18 protein-coding genes and 1 pseudogene are annotated in these 20,924 nt (G+C 61.3%); 10 read left to right on the top strand and 9 right to left on the bottom strand.

The annotated features are described in order from the left end of the window. The first annotated feature begins 5 nt into the window (after nucleotides 1–5). The 9 genes from flaJ to BP737_RS10480 all read left to right on the top strand — a co-directional run bounded on the left by flaJ (nucleotide 6) and on the right by BP737_RS10480 (nucleotide 9,267). Nucleotides 6–1,601 (top strand): archaellar assembly protein FlaJ, encoded by a 1,596-nt coding sequence (gene flaJ / locus BP737_RS10520; RefSeq protein WP_292407997.1) that lies wholly within the window; start codon nucleotides 6–8, stop codon nucleotides 1,599–1,601. Between the two features lie 3 nt (nucleotides 1,602–1,604). After that, entirely contained in the window at nucleotides 1,605–2,708 is a 1,104-nt protein-coding gene (locus BP737_RS10515) for a hypothetical protein (RefSeq protein WP_292408000.1), read from the top strand. A gap of 34 nt (nucleotides 2,709–2,742) precedes the next feature. Continuing rightward, nucleotides 2,743–3,552, top strand: a complete 810-nt coding sequence (locus tag BP737_RS10510; protein WP_292408044.1) for a CheF family chemotaxis protein — start codon at nucleotides 2,743–2,745, stop codon at nucleotides 3,550–3,552. 66 nt (nucleotides 3,553–3,618) lie between these two features. Next, entirely contained in the window at nucleotides 3,619–3,981 is a 363-nt protein-coding gene (locus BP737_RS10505) for a response regulator (protein WP_292408004.1), read from the top strand. Between the two features lie 2 nt (nucleotides 3,982–3,983). Further along, entirely contained in the window at nucleotides 3,984–5,018 is a 1,035-nt protein-coding gene (cheB, locus tag BP737_RS10500; RefSeq protein WP_292408007.1) for a chemotaxis-specific protein-glutamate methyltransferase CheB, read from the top strand. Then, the gene (locus BP737_RS10495) at nucleotides 5,011–6,969 is read left to right on the top strand and encodes a chemotaxis protein CheA (RefSeq protein WP_292408010.1); all 1,959 of its coding nucleotides are present in this window, start codon (nucleotides 5,011–5,013) and stop codon (nucleotides 6,967–6,969) included. Before cheB ends, BP737_RS10495 begins: the two co-directional genes overlap by 8 nt. Nucleotides 6,970–6,981: 12 nt before the next feature. Next, nucleotides 6,982–7,596 (top strand): chemotaxis protein CheC, encoded by a 615-nt coding sequence (locus BP737_RS10490; protein ID WP_292408013.1) that lies wholly within the window; start codon nucleotides 6,982–6,984, stop codon nucleotides 7,594–7,596. A 16-nt stretch (nucleotides 7,597–7,612) separates the two neighbouring features. Continuing rightward, the gene (locus BP737_RS10485; protein ID WP_292408016.1) at nucleotides 7,613–8,104 is read left to right on the top strand and encodes a chemotaxis protein CheD; all 492 of its coding nucleotides are present in this window, start codon (nucleotides 7,613–7,615) and stop codon (nucleotides 8,102–8,104) included. Beyond that, nucleotides 8,089–9,267 (top strand): hypothetical protein, encoded by a 1,179-nt coding sequence (locus BP737_RS10480; protein WP_342686175.1) that lies wholly within the window; start codon nucleotides 8,089–8,091, stop codon nucleotides 9,265–9,267. The genes BP737_RS10485 and BP737_RS10480 overlap by 16 nt, the downstream gene beginning before the upstream one ends. A gap of 205 nt (nucleotides 9,268–9,472) precedes the next feature. Here BP737_RS10480 and BP737_RS10475 read toward each other — a convergent pair whose 3' ends face one another. The 6 genes from BP737_RS10475 to BP737_RS10450 all read right to left on the bottom strand — a co-directional run bounded on the left by BP737_RS10475 (nucleotide 9,473) and on the right by BP737_RS10450 (nucleotide 15,926). Further along, the gene (locus tag BP737_RS10475) at nucleotides 9,473–11,245 is read right to left on the bottom strand and encodes a ribosome biogenesis/translation initiation ATPase RLI (protein WP_342686174.1); all 1,773 of its coding nucleotides are present in this window, start codon (nucleotides 11,243–11,245) and stop codon (nucleotides 9,473–9,475) included. Nucleotides 11,246–11,251: 6 nt separating this feature from the next. Beyond that, nucleotides 11,252–11,614, bottom strand: a complete 363-nt coding sequence (locus BP737_RS10470) for a hypothetical protein (RefSeq protein WP_292410389.1) — start codon at nucleotides 11,612–11,614, stop codon at nucleotides 11,252–11,254. A gap of 254 nt (nucleotides 11,615–11,868) precedes the next feature. Then, nucleotides 11,869–12,894 carry an mRNA surveillance protein pelota gene (locus BP737_RS10465; RefSeq protein WP_292410387.1) on the bottom strand — a complete coding sequence of 342 codons (1,026 nt, stop codon included), beginning with the start codon at nucleotides 12,892–12,894 and terminating at the stop codon, nucleotides 11,869–11,871. Next, nucleotides 12,891–14,771, bottom strand: coding sequence for a ribosome rescue protein RqcH (gene rqcH, locus BP737_RS10460; protein ID WP_394339363.1), 1,881 nt, complete (start codon nucleotides 14,769–14,771; stop codon nucleotides 12,891–12,893). Before rqcH ends, BP737_RS10465 begins: the two co-directional genes overlap by 4 nt. 87 nt (nucleotides 14,772–14,858) lie before the next feature. Further along, nucleotides 14,859–15,488, bottom strand: a complete 630-nt coding sequence (locus BP737_RS10455) for a DUF47 domain-containing protein (protein WP_292410382.1) — start codon at nucleotides 15,486–15,488, stop codon at nucleotides 14,859–14,861. 129 nt (nucleotides 15,489–15,617) lie between these two features. Next, complete coding sequence (locus tag BP737_RS10450; RefSeq protein WP_292410380.1) at nucleotides 15,618–15,926, bottom strand: DUF1894 domain-containing protein; 309 nt, start codon at nucleotides 15,924–15,926, stop codon at nucleotides 15,618–15,620. A gap of 146 nt (nucleotides 15,927–16,072) precedes the next feature. Here BP737_RS10450 and BP737_RS10445 point away from each other — a divergent pair, with 146 nt between their 5' ends. Then, nucleotides 16,073–18,715: an aminotransferase class V-fold PLP-dependent enzyme gene (locus BP737_RS10445; protein ID WP_292410378.1), complete on the top strand. Its 2,643-nt coding sequence runs from the start codon at nucleotides 16,073–16,075 to the stop codon at nucleotides 18,713–18,715. 201 nt (nucleotides 18,716–18,916) lie between these two features. Here BP737_RS10445 and BP737_RS10440 read toward each other — a convergent pair whose 3' ends face one another. From BP737_RS10440 to BP737_RS10430, 3 genes and pseudogenes are all read right to left on the bottom strand, one after another. Further along, nucleotides 18,917–19,648, bottom strand: a complete 732-nt coding sequence (locus BP737_RS10440) for a formate dehydrogenase accessory sulfurtransferase FdhD (protein ID WP_292410376.1) — start codon at nucleotides 19,646–19,648, stop codon at nucleotides 18,917–18,919. Nucleotides 19,649–19,802: 154 nt separating this feature from the next. Next, nucleotides 19,803–20,156, bottom strand: a complete 354-nt coding sequence (locus BP737_RS10435) for a VOC family protein (protein ID WP_292410374.1) — start codon at nucleotides 20,154–20,156, stop codon at nucleotides 19,803–19,805. Nucleotides 20,157–20,487: 331 nt separating this feature from the next. After that, nucleotides 20,488–20,924 (bottom strand): annotated as a pseudogene (locus BP737_RS10430) (4Fe-4S dicluster domain-containing protein); the annotation flags it as partial.

Raw genomic sequence — 20,924 nt, 5'->3', positions numbered from 1 at the left:
AAGCGTTGTTTGAGGGTGTGACCGACCGGATCCGGGACGCAAATCAGGGCAAGATGCCGTTTGAGGAGCAGGCGGAGTTTTTCTCCGGCCTCCGGTCCTATATCCTTGAGAACAAGAAGATGGGGCAGGACCTGCTCCTCATGTACACCTACATGGCCGCGATCACTACGTCCGCCGTGACCCGGCCCGAGATCTTCCAGCATACCGCGAAAAGGTTCGAGTACGTCCCGTCGCGCTACATAGCAAAGGTGCAGCGCCTGGTCGGCGGGTGGGGCTACAGTTATGCCGAGGGGCTCCGTGCGGTTGCCGAGCGGTGCAGGAACAAGACCCTTCAGAGCATGCTCAACCGCTATGCAAACTCCATCGACTCGGGCGTCCCCGACGACGATTTCATCGGGACGGAACTCTCGAGTATCCGGAGCATCTACCGGAACACATTCGAGCAGGGGATCGAACTCCTGAGGAAGTGGAGCGACGCCTACATCGCGATGCTCCTCTCCGCCTCGATCATCGCCATCATCCTCATGATATCGGTGGCCATCTACGCGCCCGACGGGATCGAGCCGACGCTGAATGTCTCCTACCTGATCACCCTCGCGATCTCGGTCTTCGGCATCGGGATCATGTACCGGGCCGTCCCCGACGACCCCCGGACGCACGGGCTTATGGAGATCTGCTCGAAGGAGCAGGGCATCATTCGGAGGCTGGAACGTCTGATCGTCCCGATTGTCGTGGCAATTGTGCTCGCGCTCGTCCTTCTCGGCACCAACGCCGGTATCATCTTCCTGCTTGCCGGCCTGCTCCTGATGCCGCTCGGGATCATCGGCTACATCGACGACGCCAATGTCGTCAACCGCGACACCGACTTCGCCACGTTCATCCGGGGCCTCGGGTCGGTGATGGGTGGCAAAGGCATCACCACCGGCGATGCGCTCCAGGAGGTGGATAGAAAATCGCTTCCCCACCTGGAACCGTTCATCAACTCGGTCTCGTCGAAGTTGAACCTCGGGCTCGATGAAGCCAAGAGCTGGAAGAAGTTCATCGGTGAGACCGGCAGTTACCTGATCTACAAGTACATGAACATCTTCCGCGACGCGGTGGCCCTCGGGGGGTCTCCCGACAAGATCGGAAAGATCGTCGGGTCGTCGATGCTTGAGCAGGTGCTGCTCCGGAGCAAGCGCGACATGATGGTGAAAGGGTTCGTCGTCCTGCTCATCCCGATGCACGGGGCGATGATCGGGATCTTTGTTTTCCTCTTCGAAATCCTCCTCACCATGTCCCGCGCGGTAACCGGTGTGATGGAACAATTCTCCGAGACCTCCGCCGCACTTACGGGAAGTTCCTCGCTCGGCGGTTCTGCGATGACTTCCCTAAACATCTTCGTAAATTTCCCCGAAGACACGATGCGGACCTATGTGGTGACGATCCTCTTAATGCTGACCGTTGCAAACATGTTTGCAGGAAGGATTGTCATGGGCGGCGACCGCTACCTCTACTACTTCTTCGCAAGCCTGCTCTGTGTGGTCACCGGGATCATTTACATCGTCGCACCGATCGTTGTTGCCATATTCTTTACCATTCCGACATTTACGGAGGTATAAGCGTTGAGAGAGAACATACGTCGTCCACTGCTCTTCCTGATAACCGTCGGTACAGGTTCTCTGATCATCATTGCCGATGCCCCGGTTGAGGTCATCATTGCGGGCACCGTGGTTGCAGGATTTCTGGCCCTCCTCGTTACCGGGGCGCTTGACCTTGAAGACTTAAAACCCTCAAGACTGCGTTCCGGGAGCGAGGGGAGACAAAGGAACAGCCCAAAAGCAACGGATACACAAAAACCGGCTTCGACGGCAGAGAAGCCGTCCCGAATTCGGAGTCTCGCATCCGCCGAGATCAACCTGCCCGGCATGTTCGGGACCCTCGCAGCCGCAATCCGGGAGACGATCGCACACGCCCGTACTCCCGAGGCTGCAAAGAAGAAACATCTTGAGAAGATCGATGCCGTGCTCGATCAGACCGTTGACGGTGCGGTCCCCGATCTGTCCATAGCCCCGGTCCCGCCGAAGGCCGGCGGCAAGGACGGGGTCGATCCTCTTGCCTCGCTCGCGGCCCTGGACCTCGATTCCCTGGAGGACCTTGACCTTGACGGCGAGGCGTCCGGCCCCGGGACGGCGTATGAGTCCGACCAGATCTCTCTCCTCTCCGGGGAAGATGCAGACGCGGTGGCGGCGATCCTCAAGACGCACGAGAGCGACCTTGACGACCTTGACCTTACGTCCGGGATCGAACTCCCCGCCGACCCTGCTATGGCCCTTCCGTCCATAACCGCCGGCGGTCCGGAACTGCCCGGGGACGACGGCATGCCGGACCTCGGCGCATTGAGCGAGGAACTCTCCACGCTCGACGACCTCGACCCGGGTGAGATCGAGACCGGGGATGAGGAGGAAGAACCTGAAGCAGCAGAGCCCGTCCCGGTAGAGGAGGTCGTTCCGGAGGAAGAGGAGCCGAAGGAAGATTTCGATATGGTCTCCTTTGCGTCGGGCGGTATGGTCGACGACGACCTGATCGCTGCGCTGAAGTCCGACGTCAAGAAAAAGAAGTTTGTTGAGGATATCAGTCTGGTCCGCGAACTGAAAGGGGAGAAATACCACGCGGAAGACCTTGCCGCGGAGCTTGAGGATGTCCTCGTGGCGATGAAGGCACGATGATCCCCCGACGAGGAGAGAAGGTGTGTTGACAATGATGAAGTCTGTTCCGGTAAAAATCGAGCAGGAAGGGAAGTGGGTCCCGACGATGATGGGCATCGGAGAGGACCGTTTTCGCATCGATGCCCCTCTGAACGTTGAGGTCCTCTATAAGTCCGTGGTCGATCTCGAAGAGAAGAAGAACCAGGTGATGGTCACTGCCGGTGTGGACGGCGCGTCGGTCTACCGTATCGCGTCGGTGGAGAAGGTCCTCTCCGTCTTAAAGAAGTTCGTCATCACGCAGGCGAGCGCTTACCGGCTGAATGCGTTCTTCATGTCGCCGGCAATTCGCGGGGGAGTGCTCATCCAGGACGCCCGGTGGGAGAAAGGAGCAATCGCCGTCATGAAGACCGGCATCTGGTTTGTCAGCCAGGAGACCCAGGTCTGCATCCCCCTCGACGAGGTGACCGGCATTGAACTCACGTCCCGGGAGATCCAGGAGAAGGACCTCAACGTCGTCAAGATCGATCACCTCATCGAGAACGAGGTCGTGACGAGTTTCGTCCTCTGCCCGATGACGACGCTCCAGGTCCTCTACAACTTCCTTAAAGAGGCAACGCGTGACTCCGAGGTCAACGAGGAGCTCGACCCCCTGACCGGGCAGGTGGCCATGCTGGTCTACAGCGGGATGGATTCGAGCGCCATCGAGAACATGCTCAAACTCTCGCACAAAGACCTGGACGCCATCTATGAACACCTCCTCAGCATAGGGCTTGCCGAAGTACTCTACATCCGAAAGGAGATACAGTTGACTGCCAAAGGCGTCAGATTCATTTCAGATACTGTTAAATCCCCAATGAATAAATAACCTTATTTTTTCAAAATAAGAAAACATATATAATGCATTTTCCAAATAAACAGTGAGTGATGTTCGATGGGGAAAATCCTGATCGTCGATGATACAATGTTTATGAGAACGCTGCTGAAGAACATCCTCTTCTCAGGCGGTCACGACATCGTCGGTGAGGCGGCGGATGGGGCAGAGGCCCTTGCTAAATACCAGGAATTGAAACCCGACCTCGTCACGATGGACGTTGTCATGCCGAAGGTTAACGGGATCGAGGCGCTCAAGGCCATCAAGGCCGCCGACCCCGCAGCCAGGGTCATTATGTGCACGGCAGTCGGACAGGAGCAGATGGTCAAACTCGCCGTTAAGAGCGGGGCGAGAGGCTACATCGTCAAGCCGTTTCAGGCTCCAAAAGTCCTCGAAGAGGTCCAGAACGTTCTCAGTGCGTAACCATGATACGGGTTCTGATCGTCGACGACTCGCTCTTTATTCGGACAATTCTCCGTGATCTGCTCAAAGGCAGCCCGGATATCGAGATCGTCGGGACGGCGGTCAACGGCATCGACGCCCTCGACAAGGTAGCGAAACTGCAGCCCGACGTCATCACCCTCGACATTGAGATGCCCCGGATGAACGGCCTTGAGACGCTCGAGGCGCTTCGGGGGACGAACCCGAAGCCGAAGGTGATCGTCTTAAGTACGCTGACGTCCCGGCAGGCCGACATGACCTATCGGGCGCTCCGGCTTGGTGCGGACGATTTCATGCTCAAACCGCGGGATATCGCAAACGTCCGGGGCATCGAGAGAGAACTTGTCCAGAAGATCCGGAACCTTGTTTTGCTCCCCACGGTCGTAAAACCCGTCTCAGCAGAGAAGAAAGAGGCTGATACGGTGGTGCTGGTCGGCTCCTCGGCGGGAGGCCCCCCGATGCTCGACGTCCTCCTCGCCGCCCTCCCGCCGGACCTGCCTGCAGCGGTCGTCGTCACCCAGCATATGCCCGAAGGGTTCACCGCATCGCTCGCCGAGCGCCTGAACCGGATCTCGTCCCTGCCGGTGAAAGAGACCGGGAACGGGGACACCCTGCGGACGGGAGTAATCCTGATCTCAAAGGCAGGTTACCACACCGTAGTCTCGAAGGTCATTTCGGGCTCTGGGAGAAACCACGGACGGGTCGTCCACTCGACCGCCCCACCGCTCCATGCAGTCCGGCCGGCCGTCGATGTGACCTTCACCACTGCGTCGCACGTGTTTGGTCCGCGCACCATATCCGTGATCCTTTCGGGGATGGGAAGCGACGGCGGCGAGGGGACCCTTGCCGTGAAGAACGCCGGCGGCACCACGATGGTCTGCGCCGAAGAGGACTGTCTCGTATACGGGATGGCGCGGTCCGCCCTTTCCCGGGAGTGTGTCGACCGGGTGGTCCCGCTTGGGAACCTTGCGCGCGAAATAACGAGAACCGTCAGTCGGCTCGAGGTCGATCATGTTTGATGAAGAAGGATACCGGAAACTGTTTGTTGAAGAGTCACGGGAGAACCACGAAAACATCGTGAACAATCTCCTTGCCCTGGAGAGCGGGGAAGACCAGCAGACTGCGATCGACGAGATTTTCCGGTCTGCACATACCCTCAAGGGGATGTCTGCATCGATGGGCTTTGATGCAATGGAGCACCTCTGCCACTCGATGGAAGACGTCTTCTCGCTCATCAGGAGCGGCCAGCAGGAAGTGACCTCAAATCTCACCGACCTGCTGCTCACCTGCACCGACGCCATTGAGGGAATGCTGGATACCGTCGAAGCGGGGGGTATCCCGTCGGACGAACAATCGCAAAGCCTGGTGCAGGAACTCCGGGCATTTACCGAAGAAGTGTCCAGGGATGGACAGGAACCCCTGCAGGAGCCGGTCTCTACCGGGCCGGCAGGAGCGGCCGACAACCGTCCGGCCTACACGCTGGCGGTGACTATCGACCCGGGGAGCAGCATGAAGGACGTCCGGGCCATGCTGCTCCTGCAAAACCTGGAGGATGTCGGGACGATCCTCTCGACGACGCCCTCGCGTGACCTCATCGAGGACGGGAAGTTCGACGGATCGTTCGAGGTTCTCATCGAGAGCGAGGCGGGAGAGGATGCGCTCAGAACCGTCGCCTCCGGCCCCGAGATCTCTCTCCTCTCCCTTTCCCGCTCATCGCCGCCGGCGGTGGCATCCGTTCCTCCGGCGAAAACCGGGGAGACCGCCGGAGCGCCCGGGCCGGATGCGAAACCACATGTGGAACCGCAGGTGCAGCGGGCGGCGAAGAGCGAGAAGAGCCGGGAGATCAAGAACATCCGTGTCGACATCCACCGGCTCGACCGGATGATGAACCTGGTTGAGGACCTGGTGATCAACCGCGGACGGCTGGAGTTGATCGCGAAGAAGCACGGCATCAAGGAGTTCGATGAAGCCCTGAGCATGGTCGGCCGTTCGGTCTCCGATCTCCAGAACCTCATGATGGGGATCCGGATGATGCCGCTCGAGCGCATCTTCAGCCGCCTCCCCCGTGTCGTCCGGGACGTCGCAAACTACGACGGAAAGGAGGTCGAGTTCCTCATCGAGGGCGGCGAGACCGAACTGGACCGGAGCATGATGGACGGTCTCTCCGACCCGCTCCTGCACCTTATCCGGAACGGCGTGAACCACGGCATCGAGACCCCGGATGTCCGTGAAGCCTCCGGGAAACCGCGAAAAGGACTGCTTCGTCTGGCGGCGCGGAGGGATAAGGACAACGTCATCATCGACATCGAGGACGACGGCGCCGGCATCGATCCTGAGAAGATCCGAAAGAAGGCTGTTGAAAAAGGCATAGTGACGCCCGAGGCGGCGACGGCGGCAACGAAAGACGAACTCGTCAATCTGCTCTTCGAACCCGGGTTCAGCACGGCCGAGACGATCACCGACATCAGCGGCCGGGGTGTCGGGCTGGACGTGGTTAAGAAGACGATTGAATCGCTCAAAGGGACGATCAAGGTTGAATCCCAGATTGGACGGGGAACGAGGTTCGAGCTGGTGCTGCCTCCGACGATGGCGATCATCGACGTCATGATGGTGCACATCAACGGCATGCGGTGTGCCATCCCGATCAGCAACGTCGTCGAGGTGGCGCAGGCGCGGCCGGAGGCGGTCCACCGGATCGGGAACAGCGAGGCGGTCCTGCTCCGGGACCAGACCCTCCCCATGTACCGCCTGGAGGATATGTTTGGTCAGGCACAGAAGAGCGATACCCTGGTTGTATTGCAAAATAACGGCAGGAAGTGCTGTATTGCCGTTGATACCGTTGACGGTCAGCAGGAGGTGGTGGTTAAACCGCTCTCCAGTATTGCGGGCACCTGCCGCGGCATCAGCGGGATCACCATTCCCGGAGACGGTGATGTCGTGCCGGTCCTCGACGTAAACACAATGATTTAGGAGACGCCTATTATGGAGTTGAATTCGATTCAGTTAGACGCGCTCTCGGAGTTTGGAAACATCGGTGCAGCGCACGCCGCGACATCCTTATCCCAGATGCTGATGAGCCCGATTGAGATGAAGGTGCCGGAAGTACAGGTCGTCGACATCGCCCGGATGCACAGCATCATCGGCAACGAGATATCGGCGATGGTCGTCTTCCAGATCCAGGGGGAGGTTGCGGACGGCGGGTATATCGTCGTCAGCATGCCCCGGGAGACGGTCATCCAGTTGACGAACCAGATGCTCGGCACCAACGATACCGGGCGCGAGATCAATGAGATGGACCAGAGCGCCGCAATCGAGATCGGGAATATCATGATCTCGGCGTTTCTCGATGCGACCGCGGAACTTCTGGGCATCGTCATGCTGCCGTCGCCCCCGGCGCTGGCCATCGATATGGCGCATGCGGCCTTTGAGTCCATCGTCGCGCAGATGGCGGGCGACGTGAACGACGTCCTGATCTTTAATACCGAACTGGTGAGCGAGGCGCCGCCCGTCTACGGGTGCATCTACCTGCTCCCGAACACCGAACTCATGCAGCAGGTGTCTCTCATGCTGGAACGCCTGATGAAACCTATCCCGTAATCCGCTCCGGGATACCATGGAGAACAATTTTTTCGGCGAAGCGAAGGCCGTAATCCTGGGTCTGGGTGAATTCCGGGTCGGGACATGCCCGATGGGGACAATCGGGCTTGGTTCCTGCATCGCGCTCATCCTGCACGACCCGCGACGGTCCCTCGGGGGGCTTGCCCACATCATGCTTCCTGAAAGCCACGGAAGCACCGACCGTCCCGGCAAGTTCGCGGATACCGCCGTCTCTGCCGTACTTGAGGAGATGGAGAGGCTCGGGAGCACGAAGTTTTCAGTTACCGCAATCGTCGTCGGTGGTGCAAGCATGTTTGAGTATTCGGCGAATTCTCTGAATATCGGCGAGCGGAACGCCGCTGCAGTGAAGGACCTGCTCCGTGAACAGGGCATCAGGATAGGACATGAGGAGACCGGCGGGAAGGTCGGGCGATCCGTGTACTTCTGGCCGGAGGGGAAGGGGCGCCTCATCATCAAGAGGGCGGATGGGACATGCGTCGAATTGTGATACTCTTTATTGTCCTTGCTTCTCTCCCCGTCGCCGTTTCCTCGGCTCTTTACATCGAGGCCCCCGACTACGACTCGGGCATCGCGTCCGCCGGGGTGACGGATGCGACCAACGGCAGGTATGGAGACGTTATCTTTGCGACGGATGCCGGCATCTCCGTGTATACGGCAAACGGAACCTGGTATTCGGTCAATGCGCGGCACCCGGGAGAGACGCCCTACGGCATGCTGGCGCCCCTCGGCACGATGGTGACCGCGGTCGCTCTCGACCACGAGGGCCATCTCTGGATAGGGTATCCGAACGGGCTTCAGATCGGAGACGGGGAGGAGTATCGGACCATTGATGACCAGCAGTTCCTCAAGAACCGCAACATCAATTGTATGGCGCGGTGGGGGGACGAGATGTGGGTTGCCACCGGGCAGGCGGGCCTCCACCGTTACCACGACGGTGTCTGGACATGGTACCAGCCACTTGGAGCCGAGGGTCTCGCGTGCTATACGGTCACGAGCATGGTGGTCGACGCCGCAAGCGACGTGCTCGTCATCGGGTCCGAACGCGACGGCATCCAGGTGGTCAGGAAAGGGACCGGCGATGCCCGGTTCGAGCAGGTCGTCCATGAGGGCGAGCGGATGCGGGGGATCTCCGGGGTCCGGACCGACCCGTTCGGGGGCGTATACCTCTTCAACCGCACGACGGTCTTTCACTACACCCCCGCCGGAGAGGTTACCCCGGTCCTCGACGTCGAGGACCTGAGCGCGTTCCCGGTCAGTATCCACGACCTCGCGGCAACGCCCGGGGGGCTGCTGCTCATAGCGTCGGATAAGGGGATCTACGGGTGGAACTCATCGGGCGTTGCCATGCATATCACGTCGGGGGACGGCCTCCGCTCGAACTTCGTCAAAAAACTCTTTATCGACGCCGACGGACGGTGCTGGTTTGTCGTTTCCGGAAATGTGGGTTACGTCCCGCCGATGACGGAGGCCGACGTGCTCGCTCTCTCCGCCGTTCCGACGCAGACGCCGGAGGCCCATGAGGGCACGGTCGAGACCTCCACTGGGGCCCCGCCGCCCTCAGGAGAGCCTGCCGGGATGCTTGAGGGGGCGTGGGCGTCTCTTATGGAATGGCTCGGGGCGGCAGGGTCCCGGGTGGCGAGCGGAGATTGAAGGCACGGGATTGGGGTCCGGCTATCCCAGTGAATATACCACGGTATGGGGCTCTTTCCTCCTTTACCGATTACGTCGGAAGAGGACGGGCGAAACTGCTCTCCAACGGTCCGTCCATCCAGACCTGCCCGCAGTCTGTTGCTCCCAAACTCCCTCTGGCGCCGTCTGCCTCACCGGAAAAAGAGAAGATCTCCCGGTGCCGCCCTCACGACTTTGAGATCTCCGCGTAGTAGTAATCCCCGGCCGCGACCTGTTCCCGGTCCAGGAACGATCCCGGTTTGTTGATCCGCGGTCTCCCGCTCTTGTCCCGCCGGAAGGTGATCCCGAGCGCTTTCAAGAACCGGTTCATGCCCGGCGCCATATCGAACGGTCCGACGGCCTTGCCGTGCAGACCCGGCTCTCCCTCGAAGACCAGGATCCGGTCGCTGATCATGTCGATCACGTAGATGTCGTGGTCGATCACGAGCGTGCTCGCGTCCCGCCCTTCGGCGTGCTTGCGGATCATCCGGGAGATCTTCACCCGCTGCTCCACGTCGAGGTGAGCGCTCGGCTCGTCCAGGATGTAGAGGTCGGCGTCGCGCGAGAGGCAGATCGCGATTGCAACGCGCTGGAGTTCACCGCCGGAGAGCGTGTTCACCGGCGCCTGCAGGAACTGCGCAAGGGAGAGCGGCTCCAGGATCTCGTGCTGGTAGTATGAGGTGTCGAACCGGGTCGTCGTCTGCCGGAGGAGTTCCTCGACGGTCGCCTCCGTGTCGCCTTTGAGGTACTGCGGCTTATAGGAGATTCGCACCCGGGTGTCCATCGACCCGGTGTCGGGCTCGAGCACCCCGGCGAGGAGCTGGGCGAACGTGCTCTTCCCGATACCGTTCGCTCCGAGGACCCCGAGGACTTCGCCGCTCCGGATCTCCCCGCCGTCGACGGTGAGCGAGAACTCTGTAAAACGCTTCGTCATCTTCGGGAATGTGAGCAGCACTTCCCGGTTCGTCTCCGTGGCGTGGGCCCGGGTATCGAACGTCACTGGATAGGCCCTGAACCGGACGTTCTCTTCCGGAAGGAACCCTTCCAGGTACTGGTTGATCCCCACCCGGACGCCTTTCGGATGGGTGATGACACCGAAGACTGCCGGCTCTCCGTAGGCGATATGCACGGTATCGGCGAGCATGTCGAGGATGGCGAGGTCGTGCTCCACGATCACGACCGGCCGGTCCTGGGCGAGTTCGCGGATCAGAGTTGCTGCAGCCATCCGCTGGTAAACGTCGAGATATGGCGTGATCTCATCGAGGAAGTAGAAATCGGCGTCGCGCGCAAGGCAGGCGACGATCGCCACCCGTTGCAGTTCGCCGCCGGAGAGGGTCGTGATCGGTCGGTCGAGGACCGCCCTGAGCGAGAGCCGGTCGATGTAATAGTCGAGTTTCCCGCGCTCGTCGGTCGTCGCGAGGAGGTCACGCACCGACCCGGAGAAGACCTTCGGGATCTGGTCGATGTACTGCGGTTTTACGGCGACCTTCACGTCCTTCTGCGAGAGAAGCTGGAGGTAGTCGAAGAGTTCGGTCCCCTGGTAGAGGTCGAGGACATCCTTCCAGGAGACCGGCGCATCGGTCCGTCCGAGGTTCGGGACGAGCGTGCCCGAGAGGATCTTCACCGACGTGCTCTTGCCGATACCGTTCGGCCCGAGGATACCGGTGACCTTCCCTTCGACGGGGATCGGAAGACCGTAAAGGACAAAGCCGTTCTGACCGTAGCGGTGGATCGGCTGGTCGAGTTGTTCGGGGAGGTTGACAATAGCAAGGGCCTCGAACGGGCACTTCTTTACGCAGATGCCGCACCCGACACAGAGTTCCTCGGATATGACGGCTTTCTGGTCCTCGCCGATGACGACGGTCTCGTCGCCGGTCCGGACACGCGGACAGTAGATGATGCACTCGGTGCCGCACTTAACGGGGTGACACCGATCACGGTGTACTACAGCAATGCGCATGAGAAATCACAGGACAGTGGTGGTTAAGAGGAGCGTCCAGGTCATGAACCAGAGGGCAAACGTCATGAAACTCTGGTAGAACCAGTCCTTGCCGGTCAGTTCCATGTAGTCGACCCGGATGAGCATGAAGACGTGCTTCTGGAAGACGACGCCCGCCGCGAGGAACAGCAGGCCGATGACGGCATGTGGCTGGAGCCCGGTCACCGGGTCGGGGGTGCCAGAGAGGTAGAACGAGAGGCCTCCGGTCAGGATACCCATGAAACAGGCTACCAGCGTCCGCTTTATCCGACTTCTGTGCTCGACCTGTTTCTCGGCACGTGTCCGCGGCCGCGCTTTTTCACCCTCTGCTGCTACTGCATTCTCGCTCATCGTGACACCAGTGTTGCGCCATTCCCGAAAGGGGGTCGCCACAGGACGGCAGCCCGGCGAAGAGCAGGCCTCCGGTCACTCCCCGGACTGGCGAAATTCCTAACATTATAGGGTGTTCTCCGGTTATAAAGGTAAGTACCTCCGGAACCTGCGAAACCGCCGGTCCGGCGGATCGGGGTTATTTCGTGATTGTTCTTCATGCACCGGATTCCCCGGGGCGTACAGGGGGGCCGCGTACCCGGCCACACCCGTTATCACGCGATCTTGTACCGCAGGAGCGCCGCAGCGCCACCGAGGGCCGCGAGCCGCTCTCCCGGCTCGAATTCGGTGCTCATCACCACGACCGTTGCGTTGACGCGCTCGGCCTCCCTGATGACGTCCGTAGCCTCTCTGTCGCGGAGCAGGGTGTCGGAGACCAGCACCGTCTCTGCCGCACCGTAGGCGGCCGCCTTGCGGACCTCGTCGATGCCGTAGGCGACGGCGCCGGTTGTGGCGATCCGGAGCAGGACCTCGTCCATCAGCCTGACCTCCCGTGCAAGGTGGAGGTCGCCGATCAGCCGGTCAAGGACCCCCTGCCCGATGATTTCCTGCACGGCGCCCCGCCCGATGCGCCGTGTCTCGATGACGAGCATCCGTTCCGCAAGACCGGGCGCACTGGCCCTCACGTACTCCGCAAACTCGTCCTTCACGAACCCCGGGCCCGCGACGACCAGGGGCCCGGTCACCGCGGCGAGCACGTCGAGCGTCTTCTCGAAGAGCGCCTGACGGGTGCCGGTGTCCGCGCCCTTGCTGCTCCCGGCCGCGACGGTGGTCACCCACTCCGGGCCGAACTGGCGCAGGCGGTAGACCTGTGCCTCCCCCTCCTCGACACTCACGACGTGGACCACGTCGTACGCTGAGGCCCTGACGGCCCGCCGTATCCGCTCGCAGTCGACGGGTCGCCAGTATTTGACGACCGAGATCTCGGACCCCGCCTCAACGTTGAGGGTGTGGTGCGAGGAGACGTCCACCCCGCTCTCGATGACGCCGCCGATGCGGAGGCGGTTCGTGTGCTGGTGAAATTCCACCTTCTCGACCCGGATTCCGAGCCGGACCGGCCGCTTCTCCGCCTTCTCCGGGCGGAGTTTATCGGTTGCCGCCTCCACGCTCCGGAAGGTCGTCGCAAAGACGAGGTCCCCCGGACCGACCAGGTGAGAGAGGTGCCAGAGGTCGTCGAGCGTCTCTGCAAAGAGGCGTATCTCACCGAACGACTTATGTATCTCGCGAACTTCAGCCTTCATGATTCAACGATATCGGAGCCCCCCGGCGGAACGAATGCGGCCACCGCTTCGGTATTCAGGGCGGTCTTGAATCCTTTCCACTCGTCTTCCGGGAGTCTCTCCCTGAGCGTCCGGACAACCTTCTTTGCGGTGTCGTTCGGCTCGAACTGCCCGGGACGGAGTTCCACCCACACCTTCGCCCGTCCCCTGACGGCCCCCGGCGGACCGCCGATGACCGCGACCGCAGGCGCCGTCTGGAGTCCGATCGCCACCCCGAGGGGGACGTTCCGGAAGTACTGCCGCTCTCCCCGGACAATGAAGGCGCCTCTCGCCACATACTCTCCGGACTCGGCGGTCTTGCTCACCTGATCGGGGCGGGCGGCGTAGACGTCCGCCGTGAAATGCCCGGCCTTCCAGGCGTTGGAATAGGATGCGGCGAACTGAGCGGCCTCGTCCAGGTTTTCGGTCCGGCCTTTCACGATGACGACGCTTCCGCCGTGGACATCGGCATGGACGAAGAGGTCCCCGCCCTCCATGTATTTCTTGACGAGTTCCTCGTTCTGAGAGGCGTCCCGGCCGCCGAGGACAAGGACGCCGTCGGTGGTGGCGAACCAGCGGAACCGGTGGTACCACCGCTTCTTCTGGAGGGCAAGGTTCTGCTTCCGCCCGGGTTTTTCGGGGACCGTTCGTTCCATGGCCGCGAGCGCACCCGTCTTCTTCTTCTTGAACTTCTTTATCTGGTCGTAATAACGGCCGATGTTCTGCTCGATCGTCTCGTGAACATAAACCTTCACCCGCTCTCCCGATAGATCGAGTTCCACCGCCGCCTCGGCGGGGTGGACAGCACGAACCGTCTTTGCCGCCGGGCTCTCACGGTGGGATTTGAGGACCTGCTCGATCTCCTGCCACGAGCGGTTTTTGCTTACGGTATCGAGCGTCGTTATGATCTCGGTAACGGGCATATAGTTCTCGTAGAGCGCCGCCACGACCCGTTCGTAGCGCTCGATCTTCTTCTCGAACCCCTTGATCGCCTCCGCCTGGCGCCGGCGGATCACCTCCTCCTGGGAGAGGCGGGGTTTCTCGGCCGCAACTTCTTCTCTCTCGACCGCCGTCTTCGGGTAGAACGCATCCAGGGCCTCGCTGAAGGTCGCAAACCGCTCGCGGACCTCCTCACCGGCAAGCACTACCGGCCAGCACCCGGACGCCGTGATCACCGGTTCCCGGCGCCTCTCGACGTCGGCCATCAGGCGGTCGAGAGCCGCCCGAACCGTTTCTGCATCCACCTCCGTAGCGTGAGCGCTCTTATCGACGCCCGCCGTCCGGCAGACCTCTTCGGCATACGCGCCGCCGAGCATGCACCCGACGGCAAGCGTCCGGACGATGTCGCGGTCGGACCCGGCAAGCATCTTCTGGAATTCTTCGGGCGGGAGCGCCGAACAGTCGGACCCCTCGAAGGCGTAGACGGCCCCCGGGACCACCTCCCGGTTTTTAAACCGGTGGTGCCAGAGGGGCTTGATGATTGTATACCCCTCGTCGCAGAGGACCGCGTTCCCCTCATCGAAGAGTTCGAAGATGAGGTGGTAGGTCGTGTCCCGCTTTCCGACATCGATGCTGATCGTGCGTTCGAGCCCGAGCTGGCGGATGCCGAGCACCTTCCCGCCTTCGAGGTGCTTTCGGAGCAGCATTGCAAAACTCGGCGGGTTCTTCGGGGGCGGGGGAAACTCCGCGGTGAAGTGGGTGCGCCGCCCCGTCTCCGCGAGCAACTGGTACTTCGCCCGGTCTTCCCCGTTCAGCCTGATTCCGAGGGTCTTCGCGTCGAACTGGTAGATCTTGCCGACCCAGAGCGGAAGACGTTCGGTCGCCTCCGCCACCAGCGCCCGGAGATCGACCCCGCTCATTCCCTGTAGTGTTGCCATTAGTTCCAGATACCATTCGGTCCGGTACCTAAAGAAGGGTACGGCCGGCGGGCGTAACCGGAAGGGCCCTCAGGCGTGCCGGATGGCAATATCGGAGAGGACGTTTGCGACGTCTTCACACTTATCGGTCGCTATCTCGAGGTTCTCGTAGATGTCCTTGAGTTTGATGATGGTGACCGCATCGTTCGTCTTGAAGAGGTCCATGATGGCATGGGCGAGGACGCCGTCCGCAACGTTCTCCAGGCGGTTCACCTCGATGCACCGATCTTCGATCAGGCCCGGGTCCTTGATCGACCTGATGCCGTTGACGGCCTTCTCGATCTCGATGACGCTCAACCGGATCAACTTTGCAAGCTGGACCATAGAGTCGTCGGTCTCGGTGATGCCGTAGTTGTGCATCTGCTGTACGGTGCCGTCGATATAGTCGAGGATGTCGTCCAGTGCCGCCGCGAGACGGGAGATCTCTTCCGGTTCGAGCGGTGTGATGAACGTCACGTTCAACTGCTCGAAGATCTCGTGCGAGATGTCGTCTCCCTCGTGCTCGAGCTGCTTCATGCGGGAACACTGCTCTTTCACGTCTTCATAGTTCTCGACGAACTCCACGAGATGATCGGCTGCAATGACGACCGTCCGGGCCATTCTGTCGAAGAGATCGAAAAAGACCTTATCCTGAGGGACTACCCACTCCTTGATGCCCACAATTGATCGCTATACGTTTCTTCCGGCGGGGTATATAGCGATCGGTTCGTCATCCTGGAGGAGCGGCGAGATAAGATGAAATCAGGGTAATCCGGGGCTCAATGAATGCCCCGGGTCAAGTTCCCGTCCTTATTCCGAGACCTTTACGAGGTTGTTGCGGATGACCTCGAGGTCGGCATCCTTTGCCGCGATCTCGTACAACATCGTTCCGTATCCGGGGCAGGGCTTCGTAAATGGCAGCAGAACCCTTTTCTTCTTGTTCTGGATGCCGACGAGCATGGGTTTTTTTAAGAGCACCCGGATGTCCTTGAAGATAAAGCCCGGGGTCATCTCGTAATACTCTTTGCAGTGCTTTCGCACATAGTCGTTCACCTGATCAGGCGTTACATCCATAAGGAGCACCTGTCCACCGAGGTTATTTACGCAGCGCGATGCCATTCCATTTAATGTTCGCATTCGAACGAATATACTTTGTGCTGACGTCCGGTCCTCCCGGTCGTTCCCGGGCCCTGGTATCGGCAGCACCCCGGCCGCCCTCCGATCATCGGTTTCCTTAATGTCTGCAGCAACCAATTATTCTTCACGTGATCCGCGAACCGGCCGTAAAAAAAGTCCTCTACTGGTGCGACCAGTGTAACGTACCCCTTATCGGGCGCACCTGCTCCTGCGGAGCGCGCGTCCGGGAGATAGCGCTCCTGCAGCCGTACGACGTCCGTCCCGCTCTCGCGGCGGACATGGCCCTCATCCGGAGCCTCCTCGCCGAAAAGTTCGGCGATATTCCCCTGCCGCACGTCGTGCTCCTGAACAAGACCGGCGGCGCCGACCGGGCCGACCTCGTGATCGTGCACGGCGACCGGTTCGGCTGGCTCTCGTTCGACCCGGTCGCCCGGAAGTTCGCCCTCGACATCGCCCCCGAAGCGCTCCCGCAGGTCCTGCCGTATGCAACAAGGGGCATCGTCGACCTTGAGGCCGAACCCGCCGTGAGCGCCCATAAGGGACGCATCGGCGGAAAGCGGTTCCCCTTGAAAAATCCCCTGCCCGACGGGACGGTCATCGTCTCCTACAAAAACCGGTTCGGCACCGGCATCGTCAAGGACGGGCAGATCAAGGTGAAAGAACTCGTCTCCATCGTCCCCCGCGACCGTCCCGACCCGGACTGGAACGCTGTGATCGAGAAGAACCGCTACCACTTAAAGAACCTTGAGCGAAACGCGGTTCGTACCATCAAGAAGCACATGAACGACCGGCCGTGCGTGAACGTCTCGTTTTCCGGCGGCAAAGACAGCACCGCCGCCCTCTACCTTGCACGAAAGGCCGGGGTGGAGAAGGCGTTCTTCATCGATACCGGGCTGGAACTCCCCGAGACCGTGGCGTTCGTGGCGTCGCAGGGCGTCGAGATCGTCCGGAAGGGCGGCGACTTCTTCCAGGCGGTCGAGAAGGCGGGGCCGCCGGGGAAGGACCGCCGCTGGTGCTGCAAACTCCTGAAACTCCACCCCCTGAAGATCTACCTTGCCGGGACCGGCCCCTGCGTCACCATCCAGGGGAACCGCTGGTACGAGTCCTGGAACCGGGCCGACCTCGACGAGACGAGCCAGAACCCCGCAAACCCCCTGCAGTTGAACGTCTCGCCGATCAGGAACTGGCGGGCGCTCGAGGTCTTCCTCTACCTCTGGTGGCGCGAGGCCCCCATAAACCCTCTCTATGAGAAGGGCCTCGAACGGATCGGCTGTTACCTCTGCCCGTCGGCGCTTGAGAGCGAGTATGAGGGTCTCCGGAAGATGCACCCGGAACTGACGGGGCGCTGGGACGAATTCCTTATATCCTGGGCGGAGAAGAACGGCCTGCCGGACGCCTACTACCGTTGGGGGCTCTGGCGGTGGCGGGCGCTGCCCCCGAAGATGCGCGAGATCTGCAGGGAGCGGGGCATCGGCGTGAACGAGGACTTCACCCTCTGTGAGGCTCCGGTCACAAAGGAAGCGGCCCAGGCGGCATGTATGAAGACAATCGAAACCCAGGGTCCGGCACTGCCGGCAGAAAAAGAATTCGCCCCGGAGGATATCCGGAAGGATTTCCCGATCCTCGGCGACATCGTCTATCTGGACAACGCAGCGACGAGTTTTTCGCCGGAACCGGTGGTGCAGGCGCTCGTCGAGTTCGAGCACCGCTACCGGGCCAACGTCGGACGGGGCGTCCACCGCCTGACCCGGATCGCGACGCAACGCTACTGGCATGCCCACGAGAAGGTGGCCCGGTTCATCGGCGGAGAGGTCGGGGTCACGGTCTTTACGAAGAACGCCACGGACGCGATCAACATGGTTGCGCGTGGCCTCTCCTGGAAGTCGGGCGACCGCGTGGTGACCACCATCCTCGAGCACCACTCGAACCTCCTTCCCTGGAGAGCGCTTGCAACGCAGGGCGTCGCGCTCGATGTGATCGGCATCGACGCCGACTACGCGCTCGACCTCGCCGCGCTCGAAGAGACCCTCGCCCGGGGCGGCGTCCGGCTCGTTGCCGTCACCCATGCTTCAAATGTCCTCGGCGTAACGACACCCGTTCCCGAGGTCGCCCGGATCTGCCGGAACTACGGTGCGCTCCTCCTCGTGGACGGAGCACAGTCCCTGCCGCACATGCCGGTGGACGTCTCCCGTCTCGGCTGCGACTTCCTCTGTTTCTCGGGGCACAAACTCTTCGGGCCGACGGGGACCGGCGTCCTCTGGATGCGGGATCTGCTCATCGAGCCGCCGGTCCTCGGCGGGGGCATGGTCGCGAACGTCACGGCGGACGGGTATGTGCCGGCGGAGGGCTACCAGCGCTACGAGGCCGGGACGCCGAACGTCGGCGGGGGGATCGCACTCGGCGTCGCGATAGATTACCTCTCGGCGATCGGGATGGAGCGGGTCCGGCGGCACGAGGAGCGCCTGACCGCCCGGTTGATCGACGGCCTCTCCCGGATCGACGGGGTCACGGTCTACGCCGCAAAGAAGCCCGGAGCCCGTATCGGGGTCGTCTCGTTCACCATCGACGGCGTCGATCCGCAGGAAGCCGCACAGACGCTCGACGAGGAGGCGGATATCCTGGTGCGGTCGGGGCATCATTGCTGCCAGCCGCTCATGGAGTTCCTCCATCTCCCGGAAGGGACGGTGCGGGCGAGTGTCGCGGCCTTTACGACGGAGCAGGAGATCGACCTCCTCGTTGCGGCCGTCGACGAGATCAGCCGGGGTCGATGAAAGGGTTCCGGTCGTGGGGTCGGTAGAGTCATCCCTTCAATCCCACTTCGCCCCGGCCTTCACCCTCCTCAAACTTCGGATTCTCAGTGGTAGAAGACCATCAGGACTGGACATGCCGGGGCGTTCCCTCAACAACAGGGGGACACAGCGGAGTCAACCCTTTACGGACCTTTTTCGTCCTCCGGGGGAACGTCCCCGGCTCTACGCATCGATCCCCGTAAGCCTCTCTGCGTGCGTGTAGACCGCCATCTCCGGGGTTCCGGCGGACCCGACGATGCAGAGGCCGGTCTCTCCAGCGATCTTCACGGCAAGCGCGGTCGGAAACCCGGTGGAGGCCAGCACCGGGATGTCGGCGACCAGACATTTCCGGACCATCTCGGAGGTGACCGGGCCGGTGCCGACGGCAATCGTCCGGGAGAAGTCCAGACCGCTACAAAGTCCCCGGCCGATCACCCGGTCGAGGGCGTTGTGCCGGTCGAGGTCTCTTGAACAGGCGAAGATGCGGCCGCCGTCCGCGAGCGCCACCGCGTCGAGCGTCCCGGGCACAGGAAGAGCGGCGACGGCGGCCTCGATCTCCGGGACGGTGACCGCAAGATCGGACTTGATCGCGGGCAGTTTCCGGGTGTCGATGTAAGAGACGGCCCCCCCGCACCCGGAGAGGATGGTCTTCTTCACGGTACCCCTCCGGAAGGGGTTCTTCGTGAGGACACTTATCCGGTTCTCCTCGATCCTGACCGACTCGATCTCATCGGTGCTCCTGATGATCTCTTCGGTGTAGAGGTAGCCGGTGATGAAATCTTCAAGATCGACCGGGCTCAGGATCACGGTCGTCAGGTGTCGGCCGTTGACGAAGACCGCCACCGGCGCCTCTTCGGCGACATCCAGGGTGATCCGCCCGCCGCCGATAGAGATACAGGAAACTTTCTCAAACATGGTCTTCACTTTTTGTATCATTCCATCTACCCGGATCATTCCGGGAACGGGATCGATCTTCTCAAGAACATGCACGGAAGAAGACTATACTCTGCCGGCGTTCAAGCACCACAGGTATGTCTGGCCTTCTCAGGCGCACTGCCGGACAAACTCTTCAGGCATTGATGTGCGCCGTGCAGTCTCTTCGACCGAGAGCCCCCTGCCCCCAGGGTTGCTCTATGAGTTCGTGCACATACCTCACGGAGCCCATCCCTTTGAGCCTTTCAAGAAAAGCATCCAGATCGTCCTCCTCGAAATAGAGTTCGGCGTTATGGGACCCCTCGACGATAGAGCCTTCCTCGACACCAATGAGGTCCGAAAAGTGCGACCGAGAATGTATCGCAAAACCGCCCTCAAACGATACGTTCTCGTCGAAATCGTAGCCGACCTTCTGGTCCAGAACCTCTTCATAGAAAGTCCTGGAAACCGCTATGTCACGAACAACAATAAGCGGACATACAAACTTCATCGTACTCTACTCCATACCCGGCAGTCAGTCAGCGTCTCGGAGAGTGAACAGGCGCTCCGCAACTCTCCGGACCACCGGCTGTTCATGATAGTCTCGTAGGAAGTTGCGGTAGTTCAGCCTTTCCGTCGTGCGGCCGAAGCCCGGGCCGGAAGCGTTGAATAAGAGCGGGGGCATTTCCCGGCCGTCCGGGCGCGAAAGAGAACTTTGGGCGTTCTCTTCCGCATCGCCGGGCGGTGCCAGATTCGTTTGCGCCCCGGCACGGGCGCAAACGTGGGTTTATTATGGAACTCAAGTGTCTATTCAGTGGTCGTTACACGTCCCGGACTTCCGGCTACTTGAAGATGTCGAAGATCTGGTCGCTGCCGGTCGCGGAGAGGCGCTGGCGTTCCGCCTGTTCCTCGACGAGCGCGAGGACCGGGAGCTCCATGTTCACACCGGGGGTGTGGCCGAACATCTTCTCCATGTCCGTCTGCAGGGCGTGCATGTAGAGCGAGTTCGCGATCTCCATCGGGCAATTCTCTTCGCACTGGCCGCAGTTTACGCAGGAGTCCGCCACGTGGGCGTAGCGGATCAGGTGGAACATGAACGGCACGGGGAGCACGCCCGGCGCCACCAGATAGGGTTTCTTCGTGCTGCACTCGACGCAGTAGCAGATCGGGCAGCTCTCGATGCAGGCGTAGCACTTGGTGCACCGGGACGAGTCCTCCATGATCTTCTGGAGGCGCTCCTTCCCCTCACCGAGGCTCTCGAAGTAGCGGGCGCGCCACT

The sequence above is a fragment of the Methanoculleus sp. UBA291 genome, from assembly GCF_002499755.1.
Classification (GTDB): Archaea; Halobacteriota; Methanomicrobia; order Methanomicrobiales; family Methanoculleaceae; genus Methanoculleus; species Methanoculleus palmolei.
The sequence above is the reverse complement of the archived record's forward strand: the minus strand, read 5'-3'. Positions and strand labels throughout refer to the sequence as shown.